18 protein-coding genes are annotated in these 21,439 nt (G+C 69.2%); 11 read left to right on the top strand and 7 right to left on the bottom strand.

Going from position 1 to position 21,439, the window contains the following annotated elements:
- Nucleotides 1-43: 43 nt before the first annotated feature.
- The 4 genes from RCP38_RS00975 (at nt 44) to RCP38_RS00960 (ending at nt 3,951) form a co-directional block, all read left to right on the top strand.
- Nucleotides 44-340 carry a hypothetical protein gene (locus RCP38_RS00975; protein WP_308474847.1) on the top strand — a complete coding sequence of 99 codons (297 nt, stop codon included), beginning with the start codon at nt 44-46 and terminating at the stop codon, nt 338-340.
- A 71-nt stretch (nt 341-411) separates the two neighbouring features.
- On the top strand, nt 412-1,242 hold the full coding sequence (locus tag RCP38_RS00970) for a hypothetical protein (protein WP_308474846.1): 831 nt from the start codon (nt 412-414) through the stop codon (nt 1,240-1,242).
- Between the two features lie 34 nt (nt 1,243-1,276).
- Nucleotides 1,277-3,196, top strand: a complete 1,920-nt coding sequence (locus tag RCP38_RS00965) for a fumarate reductase/succinate dehydrogenase flavoprotein subunit (RefSeq protein WP_308474845.1) — start codon at nt 1,277-1,279, stop codon at nt 3,194-3,196.
- Nucleotides 3,196-3,951 (top strand): succinate dehydrogenase/fumarate reductase iron-sulfur subunit, encoded by a 756-nt coding sequence (locus tag RCP38_RS00960; RefSeq protein WP_308474844.1) that lies wholly within the window; start codon nt 3,196-3,198, stop codon nt 3,949-3,951. Before RCP38_RS00965 ends, RCP38_RS00960 begins: the two co-directional genes overlap by 1 nt.
- Nucleotides 3,952-3,958: 7 nt before the next feature.
- Here the strand turns inward: RCP38_RS00960 and RCP38_RS00955 are convergent, their stop codons facing one another.
- Nucleotides 3,959-4,825, bottom strand: a complete 867-nt coding sequence (locus tag RCP38_RS00955) for an inositol monophosphatase family protein (protein WP_308474843.1) — start codon at nt 4,823-4,825, stop codon at nt 3,959-3,961.
- A 13-nt stretch (nt 4,826-4,838) separates the two neighbouring features.
- Complete coding sequence (locus tag RCP38_RS00950) at nt 4,839-5,333, bottom strand: flavin reductase family protein (RefSeq protein WP_308477456.1); 495 nt, start codon at nt 5,331-5,333, stop codon at nt 4,839-4,841.
- A gap of 267 nt (nt 5,334-5,600) precedes the next feature.
- Between RCP38_RS00950 and RCP38_RS00945 the strand changes: the two genes are divergently transcribed.
- From RCP38_RS00945 to RCP38_RS00935, 3 genes are all read left to right on the top strand, one after another.
- Nucleotides 5,601-7,436 carry an acyl-CoA dehydrogenase gene (locus RCP38_RS00945; protein ID WP_308474842.1) on the top strand — a complete coding sequence of 612 codons (1,836 nt, stop codon included), beginning with the start codon at nt 5,601-5,603 and terminating at the stop codon, nt 7,434-7,436.
- Nucleotides 7,437-7,605: 169 nt separating this feature from the next.
- Nucleotides 7,606-8,574: a GlxA family transcriptional regulator gene (locus RCP38_RS00940; RefSeq protein WP_308474841.1), complete on the top strand. Its 969-nt coding sequence runs from the start codon at nt 7,606-7,608 to the stop codon at nt 8,572-8,574.
- A gap of 11 nt (nt 8,575-8,585) precedes the next feature.
- Nucleotides 8,586-9,305: a DJ-1/PfpI family protein gene (locus RCP38_RS00935; RefSeq protein ID WP_308474840.1), complete on the top strand. Its 720-nt coding sequence runs from the start codon at nt 8,586-8,588 to the stop codon at nt 9,303-9,305.
- Nucleotides 9,306-9,377: 72 nt separating this feature from the next.
- Here the strand turns inward: RCP38_RS00935 and RCP38_RS00930 are convergent, their stop codons facing one another.
- Nucleotides 9,378-10,724, bottom strand: coding sequence for an acetyl-CoA C-acetyltransferase (locus RCP38_RS00930; protein WP_308474839.1), 1,347 nt, complete (start codon nt 10,722-10,724; stop codon nt 9,378-9,380).
- 140 nt (nt 10,725-10,864) lie between these two features.
- Between RCP38_RS00930 and RCP38_RS00925 the strand changes: the two genes are divergently transcribed.
- Nucleotides 10,865-12,229 (top strand): 3-oxoacyl-ACP reductase, encoded by a 1,365-nt coding sequence (locus tag RCP38_RS00925; protein ID WP_308474838.1) that lies wholly within the window; start codon nt 10,865-10,867, stop codon nt 12,227-12,229.
- A 5-nt stretch (nt 12,230-12,234) separates the two neighbouring features.
- Nucleotides 12,235-13,077, top strand: coding sequence for a MaoC/PaaZ C-terminal domain-containing protein (locus RCP38_RS00920; RefSeq protein WP_308474837.1), 843 nt, complete (start codon nt 12,235-12,237; stop codon nt 13,075-13,077).
- Between the two features lie 37 nt (nt 13,078-13,114).
- On the opposite strand, the gene RCP38_RS00915 is transcribed toward RCP38_RS00920, so the two are convergent.
- From RCP38_RS00915 to RCP38_RS00905, 3 genes are all read right to left on the bottom strand, one after another.
- Entirely contained in the window at nt 13,115-13,720 is a 606-nt protein-coding gene (locus RCP38_RS00915; RefSeq protein WP_308474836.1) for a hypothetical protein, read from the bottom strand.
- A gap of 106 nt (nt 13,721-13,826) precedes the next feature.
- Entirely contained in the window at nt 13,827-14,453 is a 627-nt protein-coding gene (locus RCP38_RS00910) for a TetR/AcrR family transcriptional regulator (protein WP_308474835.1), read from the bottom strand.
- 78 nt (nt 14,454-14,531) lie between these two features.
- Complete coding sequence (locus tag RCP38_RS00905) at nt 14,532-15,713, bottom strand: glycoside hydrolase family 3 N-terminal domain-containing protein (RefSeq protein ID WP_308474834.1); 1,182 nt, start codon at nt 15,711-15,713, stop codon at nt 14,532-14,534.
- A gap of 103 nt (nt 15,714-15,816) precedes the next feature.
- Here RCP38_RS00905 and RCP38_RS00900 point away from each other — a divergent pair, with 103 nt between their 5' ends.
- Together RCP38_RS00900 and RCP38_RS00895 are read left to right on the top strand one after the other, a co-directional pair.
- Nucleotides 15,817-16,020 carry a DUF2613 domain-containing protein gene (locus RCP38_RS00900; RefSeq protein WP_373692417.1) on the top strand — a complete coding sequence of 68 codons (204 nt, stop codon included), beginning with the start codon at nt 15,817-15,819 and terminating at the stop codon, nt 16,018-16,020.
- 43 nt (nt 16,021-16,063) lie between these two features.
- A complete protein-coding gene (locus RCP38_RS00895; protein WP_308474833.1) occupies nt 16,064-20,317 on the top strand; it encodes an alpha-(1->3)-arabinofuranosyltransferase in 4,254 nt (1,417 codons plus the stop codon).
- Nucleotides 20,318-20,409: 92 nt separating this feature from the next.
- On the opposite strand, the gene RCP38_RS00890 is transcribed toward RCP38_RS00895, so the two are convergent.
- The gene (locus tag RCP38_RS00890) at nt 20,410-21,330 is read right to left on the bottom strand and encodes a hypothetical protein (RefSeq protein WP_308474832.1); all 921 of its coding nucleotides are present in this window, start codon (nt 21,328-21,330) and stop codon (nt 20,410-20,412) included.
- Nucleotides 21,331-21,439 lie beyond the last annotated feature (109 nt).

Genomic DNA, 21,439 nt, shown 5'->3' with positions numbered 1-21,439 from the left:
ATCGGGGTTACGTACTGTGAGCCGTACCACCCGAGGAGGCCTGGTGTCGAGCACAACCGAACTCGCCGAACTGCACGCCCTGATTGGTGACCTGCGGAGTTGCGTGCTGGCGCTGAAAACCCGGTTAGGCGACATTCCCGGAATGCGCCGCATCGAGATGGATGCGGAGCGCATCCTCACCGACGTCCAGCTCTTGGAATCCGATGCCGGAGAACTGGATCTGGAGCGCTGGGCCGCCGAGCGGGCGCAGGAGAAGATCACCATCCCCGATACCGACTACGACCGGGAATTCTGGCGTGACGTCGACGACGAGGGCGTCGGCGGCCAGGGCAGGTACTAGAACCCACACGGGTGCTGCTTGCGGTCAAGGGGCGCCCTCCGACGAACTCCAGCCGAAGGGAACCCCACCAGATGAGCGCACCCGCTGTGAACCGTCCTGGACCAGGCGTCTTCTCAGCGACCCGGGCCCGGATCGCGAACCGCACCCTGCGCACCGACCGCTGGTGGCTCTCGCCGCTGCGGGTGAACCTCGGACTGGACGCGTTCATCATCTACGCGACCATCCGGTCGTTCTGGGGCAGCGGCTACTGGGTGGACAAATACCACTACCTGACGCCGTTCTACTCCCCGTGCATCAGCGCGTCGTGCGTTCCCGGTTCCAGCCACCTGGGTGTCTGGCTGCCGGAGTTCCCGCGGTGGATTCCGTTGGGCGCCCTGGTACTACCGTTCCTGCTCTGTTTCCGGCTGACCTGTTACTACTACCGCAAGGCCTACTACCGGGCCTTCTGGCAGTCGCCGACGGCGTGCGCGGTCCCCGAACCCCGCGCGCACTACACCGGCGAGACCCGGTTCCCGCTGATCATGCAGAACAGTCACCGGTATTTCTTCTACGCGGCGTTCGCCCTGGCGATGCTGAACACCTACGACGCGTTCGCCGCACTGCACTCCGATGACGGGCCCGGCGGGTTCGGATTCGGGCTGGGCAACATCGTGCTCTTCGCGAACGTGGCGATGCTGTGGGCCTACACCGGCGGCTGCCATTCCTGCCGGCACGTCTTCGGTGGCCGGATCAACCACTTCTCCAAACACCCGGTCCGGTACTGGTTCTGGACCAAGATCAGTTGGTTCAACGGCCGGCATCAACAGTTCGCCTGGATCACGCTGGGCACGCTGGCCTTCACCGACTTCTACATCTGGATGGTTTCCAGCGGCGTCATCACCGATCTCCGGTTCGTCGGCTGAGTGCCGCGATCACACGAAGGGTAAGCGAGAATTCATGGTTGAAGTCGAACGGCACTCCTACGACGTCGTCGTGATCGGTGCCGGGGGTGCTGGCCTGCGCGCGGTGATCGAAGCCCGCGAGCAGGGCCTCAGCGTCGCCGTGGTGTGCAAGTCGCTGTTCGGCAAGGCGCACACCGTCATGGCCGAGGGTGGTTGCGCGGCGTCGATGGGCAACGTCAACGCCAAAGACAACTGGCAGGTGCACTTCCGCGACACCATGCGCGGCGGGAAGTTCCTGAACAACTGGCGGATGGCCGAGCTGCACGCCCGGGAGGCACCGGAGCGGGTCTGGGAACTGGAGACCTACGGCGCACTGTTCGACCGCACCCCGGACGGAAAGATCAACCAGCGCAACTTCGGTGGGCACACCTACCCGCGCCTGGCGCACGTCGGGGACCGGACCGGCCTGGAATTGATCCGCACCATGCAGCAGAAAGTGGTATCGCTGCAGCAGGACGATTACGCGGAATTCGGCGACTACGAAGCCCGGATCAAGATCTTCCACGAGTGCACCATCACCGAGTTGCTCAAAGACGAGGCCACCGGCGCGATTTCGGGTGCCTTCGGCTACTGGCGCGAGAGCGGCAACTTCGTGGTGTTCGAGGCGCCCGCGGTGGTGCTGGCCACCGGCGGTATCGGCAAGTCGTTCAAGGTGACGTCGAACTCCTGGGAGTACACCGGCGACGGGCACGCCCTGGCACTGCGGGCCGGGGCGACGCTGATCAACATGGAGTTCGTCCAGTTCCACCCGACCGGGATGGTCTGGCCGCCCAGCGTGAAGGGAATCCTGGTCACCGAGGGCGTGCGCGGTGACGGCGGGGTACTGAAGAACTCCGACGGAACCCGGTTCATGTTCGACTACATCCCACCGGTGTTCAAGGGCCAGTACGCCGAGACCGAGCAAGAAGCCGACCAGTGGCTCAAGGACAACGACTCGGCGCGGCGCACCCCGGACCTGCTGCCCCGCGATGAGGTGGCCCGCGCCATCAACTCCGAGGTCAAGGCGGGGCGCGGCTCGCCGCACGGCGGGGTGTTCCTCGACATCGCCTCCCGGCTGACCCCGGAGGAGATCAAGCGGCGGCTGCCGTCGATGTACCACCAGTTCATGCAGCTCGCCGAGGTCGACATCACCAAGGACGCCATGGAAGTCGGCCCCACCTGCCACTACGTGATGGGCGGCATCGAGGTCGACCCGGACACCGGGTCGTCGCGGGTGCCGGGACTGTTCGCCGCCGGCGAATGCTCCGGAGGAATGCACGGCTCCAACCGGTTGGGCGGCAACTCGCTGTCGGATCTGCTGGTCTTCGGCCGGCGCGCCGGCTTGGGCGCGGCGCAATACGTGCAGCGGCTGCAGAATCGGCCCGCGGTAACCCCGGGGGCGCTGGAGGCCGCGGCACGGTTGGCGCTCAAACCGTTCGACGCTCCGGCCGGTGGCGGCACCCCGGAGAACCCCTACACCCTGCACTCGGAGTTGCAGCAGTCGATGAACGACCTGGTCGGCATCATCCGCAACGCCGGCGAACTGGAGCAGGCCCTGGTCCGGCTCGAGGGATTCAAGGCCCGTTTCGCCGCCGTCGCCGTCGAGGGCGGCCGGCACTACAACCCGGGCTGGCATCTGGCCGTCGACCTGCGCAACATGCTGCTGGTCAGCGAGTGTGTGGCCAAGGCCGCGCTGCAGCGCACCGAGAGCCGCGGCGGGCACACCCGCGACGACCACCCGGGGATGGACGCCAACTGGCGCAAGACGCTGCTGGTCTGCCGGGTCGCCGATGACAGCGTGGTTCCCGACATCTCGATCACCCCCGAGACCCAGACCGGGATGCGTGAGGATCTGCTGGAGCTGTTCGAGATCTCAGAACTGGAGAAGTACTACACCGACGAAGAGCTGGCCCAACACCCGGGACGGAGAGCGTAATGAGCTACCAGGCACAGCTGCGGGTGTGGCGCGGCGACGTCGACGGCGGTGACCTGCAGGATTTCGAGATCGAGGTCAACGAGGGCGAGGTGGTGCTCGACGTCATCCACCGCCTGCAGGCGACCCAGACCCCGGACCTGGCGGTGCGCTGGAACTGCAAGGCCGGCAAGTGCGGATCGTGCTCGGCGGAGATCAACGGCTTCCCACGGCTGATGTGCATGACCCGGATGTCGATGTTCGACCCGGATGAGACCATCACCGTCACCCCGGTGCGGACGTTCCCGGTGGTGCGCGACCTGGTCACCGATGTCTCGTTCAACTACGAGAAGGCCCGCGAGATGCCGGCGTTCAAGCCGCCGGCGGATCTCAAACCGGGTGAGTACCGGATGCAACAGGTGGACGTGGAGCGATCCCAGGAGTTCCGCAAGTGCATCGAATGCTTCCTGTGCCAGAACGTGTGTCACGTGATCCGCGATCACGAGGAGAACAAGCCGCGCTTCTCCGGGCCGCGGATGTTCATCCGGCTCGCGGAGTTGGACATGCACCCGCTCGATACCGCCGACCGGCGGGATTTCGCCCAGGACGAGGCCGGGCTCGGGCTGTGCAACATCACCAAGTGCTGCACGGAAGTCTGTCCCGAGCACATCACGATCACCGACAACGCCATCATTCCGATGAAGGAGCGGGTGGCCGGGAACCGCTACGACCCGGTCGTCTGGCTCGGCCGAAAGATCTTCCGCCGCAAGTCCGACTGACGTCCGGTTAGTCGGGAATCGGCGCCAGCCCGCCCTCGCGCTGTAGGGCGGCGATGAGTTGGTCGGCGATACCCGGGGCCGCGGCGACGATCACGTCGCCGCCGTCGATCGCCGGTCCGGGCAGCACCACGCGGGCACCCGCCTCCGCGGCGATCAGCGATCCGGCGGCGTAGTCCCACGGTTTGGTCCCGTGCTCGTAGTAGGCGTCCAGCCGACCGGCGGCGACCATGCACAGGTCCAGGGCGGCCGAACCGATCCGGCGGACGTCGCGCACCTTCGGCAACAGCCGGGCCAGCAGCGCGGCCTGCACCTCGCGACGCCGCGTCGAATACCCGAATCCGGTGCCCAGCAACGCCAGCGACAGGTCGCCCACATCGGTGCAGCGCAACTCCGCGGTGCCGTGCGCGTCGCTGACCTGTGCGCCCGCCCCCGCCGCGGCGGAGTAGATCCGGCCTCCGGCGACATCGGCGACGGCCCCGGCGACCGAGACCCCGCCGATCTGTGCGGCCACCGACACCGCGTACGCCGGGACGCCGTACATGAAGTTGACGGTGCCGTCGATCGGGTCGACCACCCAGGTGACGGCGCCGGGGTCGCGGCCGGAGACGTCACCGGTGCTGCCACCTTCTTCACCGAGCACCGCGTCGCCGGGCCGCAGCCGCGCCAGCCGCTCCCGGATGAAGGCTTCGGTCTCGGTGTCGACCACGGTCACCGGGTCGGTAGGGGTGCTCTTGGTCTGGACCAGGCCGGACCCCGGCTCGGCGGTGTCCGTGTCGAAGACCTCGGCGCGGCGGCGCACGACCAATGCGGCGGCCTCGGTCACCAGGATCTCGGCGACGGACCGCAGCAGGGGAAGATCGCTACCGCGGGACACCGGCCGACCGCTCCTAGCCGCCGAGACGGCGGAAACCGCTGCGGTGAAAGACGATCGGGGTGACCTCGGGGTCCACCGTCAACTCGCAGACCCGCAACACCACGATGGTGTGGTCGCCGGCCGGCACCAGTTGTTCGATGGAGCTGCCCAGCCACACGCCGGTGCCCTTGATGAACACCGCGCCGTCGTTGGTCACCGTCTCCAGTCCGGCGAACCGGTCACCGGTCTTGGCGGCCAGAGTGCGCGCGGCCATGTCGTGCGCCTCGCCGAGCACACTGATGCCCAATCGGGGCGAGTCCTGCAGTTTCGGCCACGTCGTCGAACTGTTCTGCACACAGAAGGACACCAGCGGCGGGTCCAGCGACACCGGCACGAAGGTGCTGGCCGCCAGGCCGACCCGGACACCGTCGATCTCGGCGGCCACCGCCACCACCCCGGTCGGGAAATGACCGAAGGCCTCGCGTAGCGCCGACGGGGTCAGCGGAGTCAGATTGTTCGCGGAACTCACGTGGGGATTCACCGGGGACCCATTCGCCTCGTCTGGTCTGATCTGGTCGCCCAAAACCCTACTCGACGGCTGATGACCTCGGCGGATCGGCCGTTGGGGAACGCCGCCCCGGCGCTGAGACCAACCAGTTGGTTAGTCGCCCGAAGGACATAGCTCACACCAGCTTGCACTATGGCTGCCGGAGAGTATATTTCAGGTCACGTTACTGGTGGGTAACTTAAACCCCGAGTACCCAACCATCAGGTGGCATTCCATGAGGAGGAAGTAGTGAGCCACTACAAGAGCAATGTCCGTGACCAGGTATTCAACCTCTTCGAGGTCCTGGGCCTGAACGAGGTCTTCGGCCAGGGCGACTACGCCGACCTGGACCTCGACACCGCTCAGGAGATGCTTAACGAGATGGTCCGGCTGGCCGAAGGCCCGATCGCCGAGTCCTTCGTCGACGGCGACCGCAACCCGCCGGTCTTCGACCCCACCACCCACACCGTGACGCTGCCGGAGTCCTTCAAGAAGTCGGTGCGCGCCAACCTCGAGGGCGGCTGGGACAAGGTCGGTGTCATCGAGGAACTCGGCGGCATCCCGATGCCCAAGGTGCTGATGTGGGCGCTGCAGGAGCACATCCTGGGCGCCAACCCGGCGGTGTGGATGTACGGCGGCGGCGCCGGCTTCGCCAACATCTTCTACAACATCGCCACCGAAGAGCAGAAGAAGTGGGCCATCATGGCCGCCGAGCGCGGCTGGGGTTCGACCATGGTGCTGACCGAGCCGGACGCCGGTTCGGACGTGGGCGCCGGCCGGACCAAGGCCGTGCAGCAGGAAGACGGCTCGTGGCACATCGACGGCGTCAAGCGGTTCATCACCTCGGCGGACTCCGACGACCTGTTCGAGAACATCTTCCACCTGGTGCTGGCCCGCCCCGAGGGCGCCAAGCCGGGCACCAAGGGCCTGTCGCTGTTCTTCGTGCCGAAGTTCCTGTTCGACTTCGAGACCGGTGAGCTCGGTGAGCGCAACGGCGCGTTCGTCACCAACGTCGAGCACAAGATGGGCCTGAAGGTCTCGGCCACCTGTGAGTTGACCTTCGGTCAGCACGGCGTACCGGCCAAGGGCTGGCTGGTCGGCGAGGTCCACAACGGCATCGCGCAGATGTTCGAGGTCATCGAGCAGGCCCGAATGATGGTGGGCACCAAGGCCATCGCCACGCTGTCCACCGGCTACCTCAACGCGCTGGAGTACGCCAAGCAGCGTGTCCAGGGCGCCGACCTCACCCAGATGACCGACAAGTCCGCCCCGCGGGTGACCATCACCCACCACCCGGACGTCCGCCGGTCGCTGATGACCCAGAAGGCCTACGCCGAGGGTCTGCGTGCGCTGTACATGTACACCGCGACCTTCCAGGACGCCGCGGTGGCGCAGCAGCTGCACGGTGTGGACGCCGACCTGGCAGTCCGGATCAACGACCTGATGCTGCCGATCGTCAAGGGCTGCGGCTCCGAGCAGGCCTACGCCAAGCTCACCGAGAGCCTGCAGACCCTGGGCGGCTCCGGCTTCCTGCAGGACTACCCGATCGAGCAGTACATCCGCGACGCCAAGATCGACTCGCTCTACGAGGGCACCACGGCGATTCAGGCGCAGGACTTCTTCTTCCGCAAGATCGTTCGCGACAAGGGCGCCGCGCTGGGCCACGTCGCCGGCGAGATCGAGACGTTCATCAAGAACGAGACCGGCAACGGCCGCCTGAAAGCCGAGCGGGAGCTGCTGGCCACCGCGCTGGCCGACGTGCAGGGCATGGCGGCGACCATGACCGGCTACCTGATGGCCGCGCAGGAGGACATCTCCAGCATCTACAAGGTGGGCCTGGGTTCGGTGCGCTTCCTGATGAGCGTCGGCGACCTGATGATCGGCTGGCTGCTGGCCCGCCAGGCCGCGGTGGCGATCGAGAAGCTGGACGCCGGGGCCGAAGGCGCCGACCGGTCCTTCTACGAGGGCAAGATCGCGGTGGCGTCGTTCTTCACCAAGAACTTCCTGCCGTTGCTGACCAGCACGCGCTCGGTGATCGAGACCATCGACAACGAGATCATGGAGCTCGACGAAGCGGCGTTCTAAACGCCGAGCACAGACTGCGCAGGCCTCCGGGGCGATCCCCTGGGGGCCTGCTGCATTTTGTGGGGATCGCACTCCCCGGCGCCCGTCACCTCCGCGGGGAAGAATGTGGCCTGATTAGTGGGATGTATGGCGTAGACGCCATCGGGGGCGGCGGCCGACACTGAATGACATGGCACGCACGGTCGTCATCCTCGGTTATCCCGGCATCCAGGCGCTGGATGTGTTCGGGCCGGCCGAGGTGTTCGCCACGGCGAGCCTCACACTGCTCGGCCAGGGTCGCGGTGACGACGGCTACGACGTCGCGGTGGTCAGCGCCGACGGTGCTCCGATAGCCACCAGCAGTGGAGTCGCGATCGCACCGCATCCGCTGCCCGAACCCGGTGACCCCATCGACACCCTGGTGCTGCCCGGCGGTATCGGCGTCGACGCGACGCGGACCGATCCGATGATCCTCGACTGGGTCCGTGCGACGTCCGGCCACGCCCGGCGGGTGGTCAGTGTGTGCACCGGCGCGTTCCTGGCCGCCCAGGCCGGCCTGCTCGACGGGTGCCGGGCCACCACGCACTGGGCGTTCGCCGGCGCGCTGGCGCGGGAGTTCCCCTCGGTCACCGTCGATCCCGAGCCGATCTTCGTGCGCAGTTCACCGGCGGTATGGACGGCGGCCGGAGTAACGGCCGGTATCGATCTGGCGCTGGCGCTGATCGAGGAGGACCACGGCACCGAGGTGGCGCAGACCGCGGCACGCTGGCTGGTGCTGTATCTGCGCCGGCCCGGCGGGCAGTCCCAGTTCGCCGCCCCGGCCTGGCTGCCGCGATCCCGCCGGGCACCGATCCGCGACGTACAGGAGTCGATCGAATCGCAACCCGGTGGCCCGCACCGGATCCCCGACCTGGCGGCCCGGGCCGCCATGAGCCCGCGGCACTTCACCCGGGTCTTCACCGACGAGGTGGGTATGGCGCCGGGCGCCTATGTGGAGCGGATCCGGACCGAGGCCGCCCGCCGCCAACTCGAGGAGACCGACGACACCATCGGTGCGATCGCCGGCCGCTGCGGCTTCGGGACCGCGGAAACCTTGCGGCGCACCTTTGTTCGCCGACTCGGTGTCTCACCCGACCACTATCGCAAGACCTTCGCCTGAGAGGACGACCCATGCAGATCGCGATCGTGCTGTACCCGGGCTACACCGCACTGGACTTCATCGGCCCCTACGAGGTGTTGCGCCGACTCCCCGCTGCACAGGTACGGTTCCTGTGGCACCAGCCGGGGCCCGTCGCCGATGATTCCGGCGCCCTGGTGGTCGGGGCGACCCACTCGTTCGCCGAAACCCCTGCGCCGGAGCTGATTCTGGTTCCGGGCGGCGTGACGACCCTGGAGCACACCCGCGACCGGGAGCTCCTGGACTGGCTCCGCCGGGCCCATCGGGGCGCCACCTGGACGACGTCGGTGTGTTCGGGCTCGGCCCTGCTGGGCGCGGCGGGGCTACTGGACGGCAAACGCGCCACCTCGCACTGGATGGCGCTGCCGGCGTTGCGCACCTTCGGCGCGACCCCGGTCGACGACGAACGCATCGTGCACGACGGCGACGTCGTCACCTGCGCGGGCGTATCGGCCGGGATCGACCTCGGGCTGTGGCTGGCCGGCCGGATCGGCGGCGAGGACCGCGCCAAAGCCATTCAACTGTCGATCGAATACGACCCGCAGCCGCCGTTCGACTCCGGGCACATGTCCAAGGCGTCGGCGAAGACCAAGGCGGCGGCCACCGCGCTGCTGGCCCGCGACGTGGTCAAGCCCGCGCAGTTGAGCGCGGTCGCCGTGCTGCTGTGGGAGCGTGCGATCGACGCCGCCCGCAAACGCACGACCCGCCGTTGAATCCCCTCAGTTCAACGGCGGGTCCGGGCAGGGCAGTCGTGATGACTACCCGATCGTGTTGTGCGGGAAACGTCAGCCCTCCAGGATGGCGGTCACACCCTGGCCGCCGGCGGCGCAGATCGAGATCAGCGCCCGCACCGGCTTGTTGCGCGCGGCCCCCTTCTTGACGGCCTTGGCCTCGGCGATCTGCTTGGCCGCCTGCGCCACGATCCGGCCGCCGGTCGCGGCGAACGGGTGTCCGGCCGCCAGCGAGGAGCCGTTGACGTTGAGCTTGGACCGGTCGATGGCACCCAATGCCGCGTCCAGGCCGAGCTTGTCCTTGCAGTACTCCTCGGATTCCCAGGCCGCCAGGTGGCACAGCACCGTCGAGGCGAACGCCTCGTGGATCTCGTAGAAGTCGAAGTCCTGCAGGGTCAATCCGTTGCGGGCCAAAAGGCGCGGCACCGCGTAGGTGGGCGCCATCAGCAGTCCGTCGGCGCCGTTGACGTAGTCCACCGCGGCGGTCTCGGCGTCGACGAAGTAGGCCAGCGGGGTCAGCTTGTGCGCGGCGGCCCACTCCTCGCTGGCGAACAGCGCCACCGACGCACCGTCGGTCAGCGGGGTGCAGTTGCCCGCGGTCATGGTGGCGTCACCGGACTTGGTGCCGAACACCGGCTTGAGCGTGGCCAGCTTCTCCACGGTGGACTGCGGCCGCAGGTTGTCGTCGCGGTAGAGCCCCTGGAACGGTGTCACCAGGTCGTCGAAGAATCCGCGATCGTAGGCGGCGGCCATGTTGCGGTGGCTGGCCGCGGCCAACTCGTCCTGGTCGACGCGCTTGATCCCCATCTGCTTGGTGGTGATGGCCTGGTGCTCGCCCATGGACAGGCCGGTGCGGGTCTCCTTGTTGGCCGGGATCTCCACCCCCAGCACGGCGGGCAGCTTGCCGACCAGCTTCAGCCGCGCCACGTTGGACTTGGCCCGGCGCAGCGCGAGCAGCGTGCGGCGCAGTTCGTTGCCGATCGCCAGGGGGGCGTCCGAGGTGGTGTCCACTCCGCCGGCGGCGGCGACCTCGTAGCGCCCGGCGGCGATGCCGTCGGCGGCGCAGATGGCGGCCTGCAGGCCGGTGCCGCAGGCCTGTTGCAGGTCGAACGCCTGGGTCTCGGGCGAAAGTGCCGAACCCAACACGGACTCGCGGATGAGGTTGAAGTCACGGCTGTGCTTGAGCACCGCCCCGCCGATCACCGCGTCCAACTTCTCACCGGCCAGGCCGAACCGGTCGACCAAGCCTGCGAGCGCGGCGGTGAACATGTCCTGGTTGGAGGCGTTTGCGTAGGCGCCGTCGGAGCGCGCGAACGGGATGCGATTGCCCCCGAGGACGGCGACGCGGCGGCGGGCCCCGGCGGTCGAGGCGGCGGGTTGGGCAGCAGATGAAGATGCCACGATCTCTCCGTTTGGTGGTGGGGTCCCCGCACATTGCCGGGGACGGTCGGGCTGATACTACCCAGTATTCTTACTCTGGAGTAAGTTCGTTGTCGACACCGTAGCCAGCACCAGGCACATCCCACATGGAAGGCAGCTAAGTGGCCCCCAAACTTCCCTCGGACCTGTTGTCCCAGATTCTCAACTCCACGCCGGGCTCGTTCGTGTCCAAACAGCTCGGTGTGCCGCAGGCCCAAACCCTGCGCCGCTACCGGGTCGGCGAGCCCGCCCTGGCCGGTCCGCTGCTGATCGGCGGCGAGGGCCGGGTCGCCGAGCCGCTGCGCGCGGCGCTGGCCGACGACTACCAGCTGGTCGGCGACAACCTGGGCGGCCGGTGGGCCGACTCCTTCGGCGGGCTGGTCTTCGACGCCACCGGCATCACCTCGCCGGCGGGGCTGACCGCGCTGCACGAGTTCTTCACCCCGCTGCTGCGCAACGTCGGCGCCTGCGGGCGGCTCGTGGTCATCGGCACCACCCCGGACCAGACCGGCAGCGCCGACGAGCGGATCGCCCAGCGCGCCCTGGAGGGCTTCACCCGCTCGCTGGGCAAGGAGCTGCAGCGCGGCGCCACCGTGCAACTGGTGTACCTGTCGCCCGCCGCCAAGCCCGGCGCCACCGGCCTCGAGTCGACGCTGCGGTTCATCCTGTCGGCCCGCTCGGCCTACGTCGACGGCCAGGTGTTCTACGTCGGCGCCGACGACGCGACCGCTCCGGCGGACTGGGACCGCCCGCTGGAGGGCAAGGTCGCGATCATCACCGGCGCAGCGCGCGGTATCGGCGCGACCATCGCCGAGGTGTTCGCCCGGGACGGCGCCAAGGTGGTGGCCATCGACGTGCCCGGCGCCGCCGAGGCCCTGGAGGCGACGGCGTCGCGGGTGGGCGGTACCGCACTGGCCCTGGACGTCACCGCCGATGACGCGGTGGACCAGATCACCGCACACCTGGCCGAACACCACGGCGGTAAAGCCGACGTGCTGGTCAACAACGCCGGTATCACCCGCGACAAGTTGCTGGCGAACATGGACGACGCCCGGTGGAACGCGGTGCTGGCGGTCAACCTGCTTGCGCCGCAACGACTGACCGAAGGCCTGGTGGCCAACGGCAGCATCGGCGCGGGCGGCCGGGTGATCGGCCTGTCGTCGATGGCCGGGATCGCGGGCAACCGCGGCCAGACCAACTACGCGGCCACCAAGGCCGGCATGATCGGCCTGACCGAGGCACTGGCGCCCGAGCTGGCCGAAAAGGGCATCACGATCAACGCCGTCGCGCCCGGGTTCATCGAAACCGAGATGACCGCGGCGATCCCGCTGGCCACCCGGGAGGTAGGCCGCCGGCTGAACTCGCTGTTCCAGGGCGGCCAGCCCGTGGACGTGGCCGAGCTGATCGGCTACTTCGCCAGCCCGGCGTCGAATGCGGTGACCGGCAACACCATCCGGGTCTGCGGCCAGGCCATGCTGGGAGCGTGACACCGATGTCTCAACCCAGTAGTGCGCGAAACATGCTGCGGGCGGTGGCCGGGGCGCTGCCGTTCGTTCCCCGTGCCGGCACGCTGCCGACCCGGACCCTGCGGGTCGACGGACTGCGCATCGACCCCGCGCACGTCGCCGCCTACGCCGACGTCACGGGCTTGCGGTTCGGCGAGCAGGTTCCGCTGACGTATCCGTTCGCGCTGACGTTCCCGACCGTGATGGAACTGGCGACCGGGTTCGACTTCCCGTTCGCGGCGATGGGTTCGGTGCACACCGAGAACCGGATCACCCGACTGCGCCCCATCACCGTCACCGACACCGTCGGCGTCACGGTGCGGGCGGAGAACCTCCGGGAGCACCGCAAGGGTCTGCTGGTCGACATCGTCACCGATGTCAACGTCGGCAACGACCCGGCCTGGCACCAGGTCACCACGTTCCTGCACCAGCAGCGCACCAGCCTCTCCGACGAGCCGAAGCCGCCGCCGGCCAAGCAGCCCAGGCTGGGGCCGCCGGCCGCGGTGCTGCGGGTCACGCCCGGGCAGATCCGGCGCTACGCGTCGGCCGGCGGGGACCACAACCCGATTCACACCAGTTCGATCGGCGCCAAGCTGTTCGGGTTCCCGAAGGCCATTGCGCACGGCATGTTCTCCGCGGCGACGGTGCTGGCGAATATCGAGGGCATGCTTCCGGACGCGGTGGAGTACACGGTGCGGTTCGGCAAGCCGATGCTGCTGCCCGCCGGCCCGGGCCTGTACGTGGACAAGGTCGACGGCGGCTGGGATCTGGCGCTGCGCAACGTCGCCAAGGGATACCCGTATCTGACCGGCACGGTGCGGGCGCTGTAGCCCGCACCGTGGTCACCGGCGCGGCGAAGCGGGGAGGCTACTGCACCGCCGAGACGGCGCCCGGGGCCTGCGCGAGTTCCTGGCGCGTCGGCATGCCCGACTCGGGGCGGACGGTGGCCACGAACACGGTCTCGCCGTTGACCACGAAACATTCGCTGGCGGGTTTACCCGTCGGCGCCTTGGCGCTGTCGCAGTGGGCGCCGTCGAGGACCTCGGTGTACTGCTTGGACATCACGTCGCCGAATCGGTGTTGCGCGATCTCGGGCGAGGCGTAGCGCAGGACCTGCAGGTTGTAGCCCGGCACTTCGGTGTCCTGCTTGGGGCAGCCGTCGTTGGCGGCATCGCGCTGCTTGGCGTCCAGCTTGAAGTACGGGACGGTCAGCAGCACGGCCAGCGACTTGGGGTCTTCCACCGGATTGGGTTGCGGCGCCTCGCCGGCCTTGACGGTGTCGGTCGACTGCTGCGGCCCCTCCTGGACGACCAGCTGACACAACGTGTACTCACCCATGGCCTTGGGCAGCCGCACGCCCTGCATCTCCACGGTCTCCGATTTCCCGGATCCGCCGCAGCCGCTCAACAGCGCCGCCGCGACCGGTAGCACAAGCGTCGCCGTGACCATCGCCTTACGGGACTGCCTGTGCATTTACCCTCCCATGGGTTCGGGCCGGAGCCGTTGGTCGTCGCCGTGACCGTTGTGCGCCCGGGCAAGCGTGACATGCGGCCCCGACGGCCGGTATCCGTCGAACGTACTACCCCGCGACGGGATTATCGGCACCTTCGCGCCCGCCGGGCGCGCCCTTGAGACCCCGCCAGAACAGGTCGATCATCAACTCCCCGGCTTCGTCGACGTCGGCGTCGCCGGTGCTGACCCGGCTGGCGATCGCCTCGCCGGCGCCCACCAGCGCGACCGCCATCATCTCGAAGTCGACACCCGGCTCGGGGTTGCGCGTTCCCGCACTCAACAGCCGGCCGACCAGTTCGATGATCCGCTCGCGGCCCTCACGGACGGTGTGTGCGAAGGCCTGGGAGCTGGTGGCCTGGGTGTACATCACGATCCACGACGCCCGGTTGGCGTCGATGTAGCGCAGGAAGGCCCGGATGGTGTTGCGCAGCAGATCCTTCGGCGGTTGTTGCAGGTCGACGCCGGTCCGTACCGATTCGACGAACCGGCGCATCTCGCGGTCCAGGCACGCCCCGAACAGTTCTTCCTTGGAGCCGTAGTACAGGTACAGCATCGGCTTGGAGATCTGCGCGGCCGCGGCGATCGAATCCATCGACGTCTCGTGATAGCCGTTCATCGAGAACATCTGAACCGCGGCGTCGAGCATCTGCTGTTCCCGCACGGCCCGCGGTAACCGCTTGCTGCCAGTTGCCATTGCCTCGAGGTCCTTCCGCGCGTCCCCGGGCGTGATCCTACCGAAGAGTAACTTGGGCGCTCCCCCGCGCCACCGACATCACCGTGGGCAGTGCATACCGGGTTTCTTGACCGCGGCCACCCGCGCCAGCGAGGCCTCCACCGCCTCGGTCTTCAGGTCGCCGGACTTCACCGCCTCCTCCAACCGGTCGAGCACCTCGGGCACCTCGTCGGTGGTGACCCACAGCGCGATGTCGACGCCGGCCTTCAGGCTGCGCAGCACCGCCTCGGCGACGGTGTAGTGCTCGGTGATCGCCGCCATCGACGACAGGTCGTCGCTGAACACGACGCCGTCGAACGTCGGCCCGCGGTAGTCGATGCCGGTGCGCAGCAGGTTGACCGCGGCCGGGCTCAGGCTGGTCGGATCGTCGGTGAGTCCGGGCACTTTCAGGTGGCCCATCATGACCGCCACCGGTGCCTGGGTGACCAGGGTGCGGTAGGGCACCAGGTCGTTGTCCTGCAGGTCCGTCAACGGGGGCGTGACCACCACACCGGCGGTGTGGGAGTCGCCGGAGCCGTGACCGTGACCGGGAAAGTGCTTGAGCACCGGCAGCAGGCCGGCATCACGCAGGCCCTGCGCGTAGGCCCCGGCGTACTCGGTGACCTTGGCCGGGTCCGAACCGAACGAACGGTCACCGATCACGGTGTCGTCGTCGGTGCCGGCGTCCACCACGTCGACGACGGGGGCGAAGTCGACGGTGATCCCCATCTCGGCCATCTTGCGGCCCCGCTCCGCGGCGAACTCCCGGACCTGTTCGGGGGTGCGGGTCTTCGCCAGTTCCTTCGCCGACGGCGCCTTGCCGATCAGCGAGGACAACCGCGCCACCCGGCCGCCCTCTTCGTCGACGCTGACGCCCAACGGCAGCACGCCGTCGGTGTGGGCGATCTCCTTGAGCGAGCCGTCGGTGAGCATGGACAGGTCCGTCCAGCTGCCGATGAAGATGCCGCCGACATGCTGGTCGGCCACCACCGCACGGGCGTCGTCGGCGTCGCGGACCCCCACCATCACCAACTGGGCCAACTTGTCGCGCAGCGGCAGTGCGGCCACCTGTTCGCAGGCCGGGTCGACCGGAGCCGCGGCGACCGTCGTCGTCTCGGCCGGGGCGGCCTCCGTCGTGGACTCGGCCACCTCCTCGCGATGCGAGCACGAGGTGGCCAGTGCCGGTAGCAACGCTGCCGCCAGCAGCAGTCCGGGCAATTGTCGGGTCAGCTTTGCGGGCATCGCACCATGCTGTCACGGCGGGAAAGCGGAGTACCCAAGGGCCGCATGCTACGTTGGCGAGCGAGGTCGGCGGGGGCTTGATTTCGTCGGCACCCCCGGATCGATGTCGCGAGCGCGCGGAAGGAGCCCGACCATTCCTCGGTTCCTGGTACCGGCCGCCATCAGCATCGTCGTCGGACTGCTGCTCGGCGCGGCCTCCGTATTCGGGGTCACGCTGATGGTGCAGCAAGACACCAAGCCGCAGATCACCGGCGGCGACCCACAATCCTCGGTGTTGAACCGGGTGGAATACGGCAACCGCGGCTGACCTGCAGCAGCCGGCAACGTCCGCGCCGGCGGATTCGCAGACGATGACTCCGTTATCCCGACGCTGGTTATGGCTGGTCGGTGCCGTCGCACTGGCGTGCAGCCTGGTGCAGGCCCCGGGGCGGATCTCCCCGGACACCAAACTCGATCTGACCGCCGACCCGCTGCGGTTTCTGGGCCGCGCGCTGAACCTGTGGAGCAGTGAGCTGCCGTTCGGTCAGGTGCAGAACCAGGCGTACGGCTATCTGTTCCCGCACGGCACGTTCTTCCTGGCCGGTGACCTGCTGGGGTTGCCCGGCTGGATCGTTCAGCGGTTGTGGTGGGCGGTGCTGCTCACGGTCGGGTTCTGGGGCGTGCTGCGGGTCGCCGAAGCGCTGCGGATCGGAACGCCGACGGCGCGGGTGATCGGGGCGGCGGCGTTCGCCCTGTCCCCGCGGGTGCTGACCACCCTGGGGTCGATCTCCTCGGAGACCCTGCCGATGGTGTTGGCCCCGTGGGTGCTGCTGCCGGTGATCCGGGCCCTGGGCGCACCCGGCGATCGGACCACCGGTGAGCCCGAGCGCCCCGCGCGGGTCCTGGCCGGGCAGGCGGGGATCGCCGTCGCACTGATGGGTGCGGTCAACGCCGTCGCCACCCTGGCGGGGTGCCTGCCGGCGATGATCTGGTGGCTGTGCCACCGTCCCAACCGACGGTGGTGGCGGTTCGGTGGCTGGTGGCTGCTGGCGGTGACGCTGGCGGTGACGTGGTGGGTGGTGCCCCTGCTGTTGTTGGGGCAGGTCAGTCCGCCGTTCCTGGATTTCATCGAGTCGGCGGGCGTGACCACCCGGTGGACGTCACTGACCGAGATGCTGCGCGGCACGCACAGTTGGACGCCGTTCGTGGCGCCCGACGCCACGGCCGGGGCGCCCCTGGTCACCCGACCGGTGCTGATCCTGGGCACCGTGCTGGTGGCCGCCGCCGGCCTGGCCGGTCTCACCGGCCTGCTGCGCCGGGGTACACCCGGCGCCGGCCGGCTGGTGACGATGCTGCTGGTCGGGGTGACGCTGCTGGCGGTGGGCTACTCCGGCGGGCTGGGCTCGCCACTGGCGCACGCGGTGCAGTCGTTCCTGGACGACGCCGGGGCGCCGGTACGCAACGTGCACAAGCTCGAGTCGGTGCTGCGCATCCCGCTGGTGTTGGGGCTCATTCACCTGCTGGGTCGCATCCCGCTGCCGGGCAGCGCACCGACCGCGGTGTGGCGGCGCGCCTTCGTCCATCCCGAGCATCACAAGTCCGCCGCGGTCGGGATGGTGGCCCTGACCGCGCTGCTGGTCGGCACCTCGCCGGCCTGGACCGGCCGGCTCACCCCACCGGGCACCTTCAGCGCGCTGCCACAGTATTGGCACAACGCCGCCGACTGGTTGCGCGAACACAACGGCGGCGGCCCCACCCCGGGCCGGGTGCTGGTGGCGCCGGGCGCGCCGTTCGCCACCCAGACCTGGGGCAACAGCCATGACGAGCCGCTGCAGGTTCTCGACGTCGGCCCCTGGGGGGTGCGCGATTCGATTCCGCTGACCCCGCCGCAGACGATCCGGGCGCTCGATTCGGTGCAGCGCCTGTTCGCCGCGGGCCGGCCGTCACCGGGTCTGGCCGACACCCTGGCCAGGCAGGGCATCTCCTATCTGGTGCTGCGCAACGATTTGGATCCCGACACCTCGCGGTCGGCCCGGCCGCTGCTGGTGCACCGTGCGGTCGAGGGTTCGCCGGGCCTGCACCGGGTGGCCGAGTTCGGGGAAGAGGTGGGATCCGGCACCGTCCCGGGCTTCGTCGCCGACAGCGGTCTGCGACCCGCGTACCCGGCGATCGAGATCTACCGGGTGGGTGACGGTGCCGCCGACCGGAATCCGGGCGCCCCGTATCTGGCGGATCTCGACGCGCTACCGCGGGTCAGCGGCGGCCCGGAGGTGCTGCTGCGTCTCGACGAGCACCGGCGGTTGCGTGGTGAACCGGTGTTGGGACCGGTGCTGATGACCGCCGATGCCCGGCACGCCGGTCTCGACGCCACCGGCGCCGTCGGCGTGACCGTCACCGATACCCCGCTGGCCCGCGAGACCGACTACGGCCGGGTCGACGACCACTCGTCGACCAACCGTGCCGCCGACGACGCCCGGCACACCCTGAGCCGGGTACCGGACTATCCGACGCCCGGGGCCGCAACCGTCTTCGGCGGGTGGATCGGCGGGCGGTTGACCGCGTCGAGTTCGTCCTCGGATGCCACCACGCTGCCCGACGTCGCACCGTCGACATCGCCAGCTGCGGCGATCGACGGTGACACCGGCACCGCCTGGGTGTCCAACGCCCTGCAGTCGGCGATCGGTCAATGGCTGCAGGTGGACTTCGACCGACCCCTGACCAACGGCACCATCACCCTGACACCGAGCGCCACCGCCGTCGGCGCGCAGGTGCGGCGGATACAGATCTCCACCGTCAACGGCACCACCACGTTGCGTTTCGAGCATCCCGGGCAGCCACTGATCGCCGCCCTGCCCTACGGCGAGACCCCGTGGGTCCGGATCACCGCGGCCGGCACCGACGACGGCTCCCCCGGAGTCCAGTTCGGGATCACCGATCTGGCGATCACCCAGTACGACGCCTCCGGGTTCGCCCATCCGGTCGACCTGCGCCACACCGCGCTGGTGCCGGCGCCGCCGGCCGGAACGCAGGTGCAGCGCTGGGATCTGGGCCCCGGGTTGCCGGGCCGGGCCGGCTGTGCGGCGGTCGACGGCGCGGTGCGCTGCGCCGCGTCGATGATGCTCGAGCCCGAAGAGCCCGCGTCCTTCAGCCGCACGCTCAATGTGCCGCGGCCCATGACGGTGACCCCCATGCTCTGGGTGCGGCCGCGCCAGGGCGCCGGCCTGATCGACCTGATCGCCGAGCCGGGCACCGTGCGGGCCCGCGGCGACGCCGACGTGGTCGATGCGCTGGGCTCGGCCTATGCCGCCGCGGACGGCGACCCGGGTACGGCGTGGACGGCGTCGCAACGGGTGGTCGCCCATCGGTCCCCGCCGACGCTGACGGTCACGCTGCCCAAACCGGTCAAGGTGACCGGAGTGCGGTTGACGCCCAGTCGGTCTCCACTGCCGGCCCATCCCACCCTGGTGGCCGTCGACCTCGGCACCGGCCCGCAGATCCGGGAGCTGCCCGAATCCGGCGAGCTGGCGTTGCTGCCGCATGTCACCGACACCGTGGCGGTCAGCCTGCTGGACTGGGAGGACGTGATCGACCGGACGGCGATCGGCTTCGATCAGCTCAAGCCGCCGGGGCTGGCCGAGGTCACCGTGCTCGGCGCCGACGGACGCCCGGTGGCACCGGCCGACCCCGCCCGCAACCGGGCGCGCAAAGTGACCGTCGACTGCGCACACGGGCCGATCATCGCGATCGCCGGCCGGTTCGTGCGCACCTCGATCAGCACCACCGTCGGCGCGCTGCTCGACGACGAACCGGTGGCCGCGCAGGCCTGCGACCAGAATCCGATCGCGCTGCCGCCGGGCGAGCAGGAGTTGCTGATCAGCCCGGGCCCGGCATTCGTGATCGACAGCGCGACACTGTCCACCTCGACGGCGAGCGACCGTGCGACCGCAACGAACCCCGCGGTGCTGGGGGCGTGGGGCCCGGCCCGGCGTGAGGTGTCGGTGCCGGCATCGACGCACGCCCGGGTGCTGGTGGTTCCGGAGAGCATCAACGGCGGGTGGTCGGCCCGCAGCCCCGACGGCGGCGTTCTGGTCCCGGTCGCGATCAACGGGTGGCAGCAGGGTTTCGTGCTGCCCGCGGGCCTCGAGGGCACGGTCACGCTGACGTTCGGACCCAACCGGGCCTACCGGGCGGGGCTGGCCGGCGGGCTGGCGTTGTTGCCGCTGCTGGCGGCGCTGGCCTGGTGGCCGTCGCGGCGGCCCTACTGCCCCGGACCGCCGGCCCAGCCGTGGCGGCCCGGCCGTCGGACGGGGATCGGTGCCGCACTGACGGTCGGTTTCCTGATCTCGGGGATCGTCGGGACCGCGGTGTTCGGGGCCGTACTGGCGTTGCTGTCCGGGTTGCGGAATTTCCCGCGGGCGTTCGATGCGGCCCGGCTGGGGCTGAGTGCGGGCGGGCTGATCCTGGCGGGCGCGGCGCTCTGTCGGCATCCGTGGCGGTCGGTGGAGGGTTATGCCGGGCATTCCGCGGGAGTGCAGTTGGCGGCGCTGGTCTCGGTCGCGGCCCTGGTGGCGACGGCGCTGGTCGCAAGACCGACGGAGTCGGGCGAAGCGGGCCAGCGCCCCTAGGCACGGCGCTGGTCGCCCGCACCACCGAGCATGCGACTTGATCCGCTCCTCACGGAGTGTCGCGTACCCAACGACACGGTCGCGAAGAAGGGCTATTCGACGGCTTCCAGCTTTTCGATCTGGGTGTTGAACAGCTGCACCAAGTCCTCGGCGTGCGTGGTGTCCTCGCTGTCGTTGTCCCTGCGCAGTCCGATGTCGTTGCTGGTGGCGATCACCAGCACCCCGCGGTAATAGCCGGAGATGGTCGCCGCGGTGATCGAGATCGGCAACCGCAGCTGCGTCTTGCTGGCGCTGCTGATCACGGTGGCCACCGCCCACGGCGGCACTCCGTCGACGTCGAGGGTTTCCATCTGAATATCGGTGGTCACCGAACGTCCGCCCGACTCGAAGGTCTGGGTGAACGTCTGGCACTTCTCCACGAACCGCTTCAGGTCGGGATGATCGGGGGTCAACGCCAGCCGCACCCGCATCGAGTGCAGGCCGCCGGGTTGCAGCTTGGCCAGCGTGGCGGTGGCCGTCTGGGTCGCCGAATCCGGGCTCGAGTAGAAGTCGGCACATTCGGGCGGGTCGACGGTCAGGTTCGGCATCTCCGACGGAGCGTCGCCGGCGCTGTTCACCCCGCTGATCCACTTGCCGCCGGTCGGGTCGGGGAAGGATGCCCGCTCGACCAGCATCCCCGACGTCAGCTCGGTGATGTCGGGTTTACGGGACGGTTTGTCCTCGGCGGTGAGCCGCCCCCCGACACTCAGCAGCAGACCGGCAACCACCACCACGACCACCGCCGCGGCGGCCAGCGACAGCCACAACACCGTGCGTGACCTGGCCTTAGACTCCGGCACCGGCCACGGCACCCCGGCCGGCGGGTAGGCCCCGGGAGGCGTACCAAGACCGTCGTCGACCCACAGTTGCCACCCGGGCGGCGGGGGCGGCCAGGTCGGATCGGGCGCCCAGTTGGCGTCCGGCGCCCAGCCAGGTGGCGGCGGCGGCCAATTGGGCGGGGGGTTGAAACGCATCCGGAGACTCCCGTATCGATGTACTGAGGCTGGCTCGTCGCGAGCCTACGCGGTTCGATGGTGGCAGGCTGGACAGCACTCGCCACACCGCAACGCCCTGACGAAGGAG

Source organism: Mycolicibacter sp. MU0083 (assembly GCF_963378075.1).
GTDB classification, from domain to species: domain Bacteria; phylum Actinomycetota; class Actinomycetes; order Mycobacteriales; family Mycobacteriaceae; genus Mycobacterium; species Mycobacterium kokjensenii.
The sequence above is the reverse complement of the archived record's forward strand: the minus strand, read 5'-3'. Positions and strand labels throughout refer to the sequence as shown.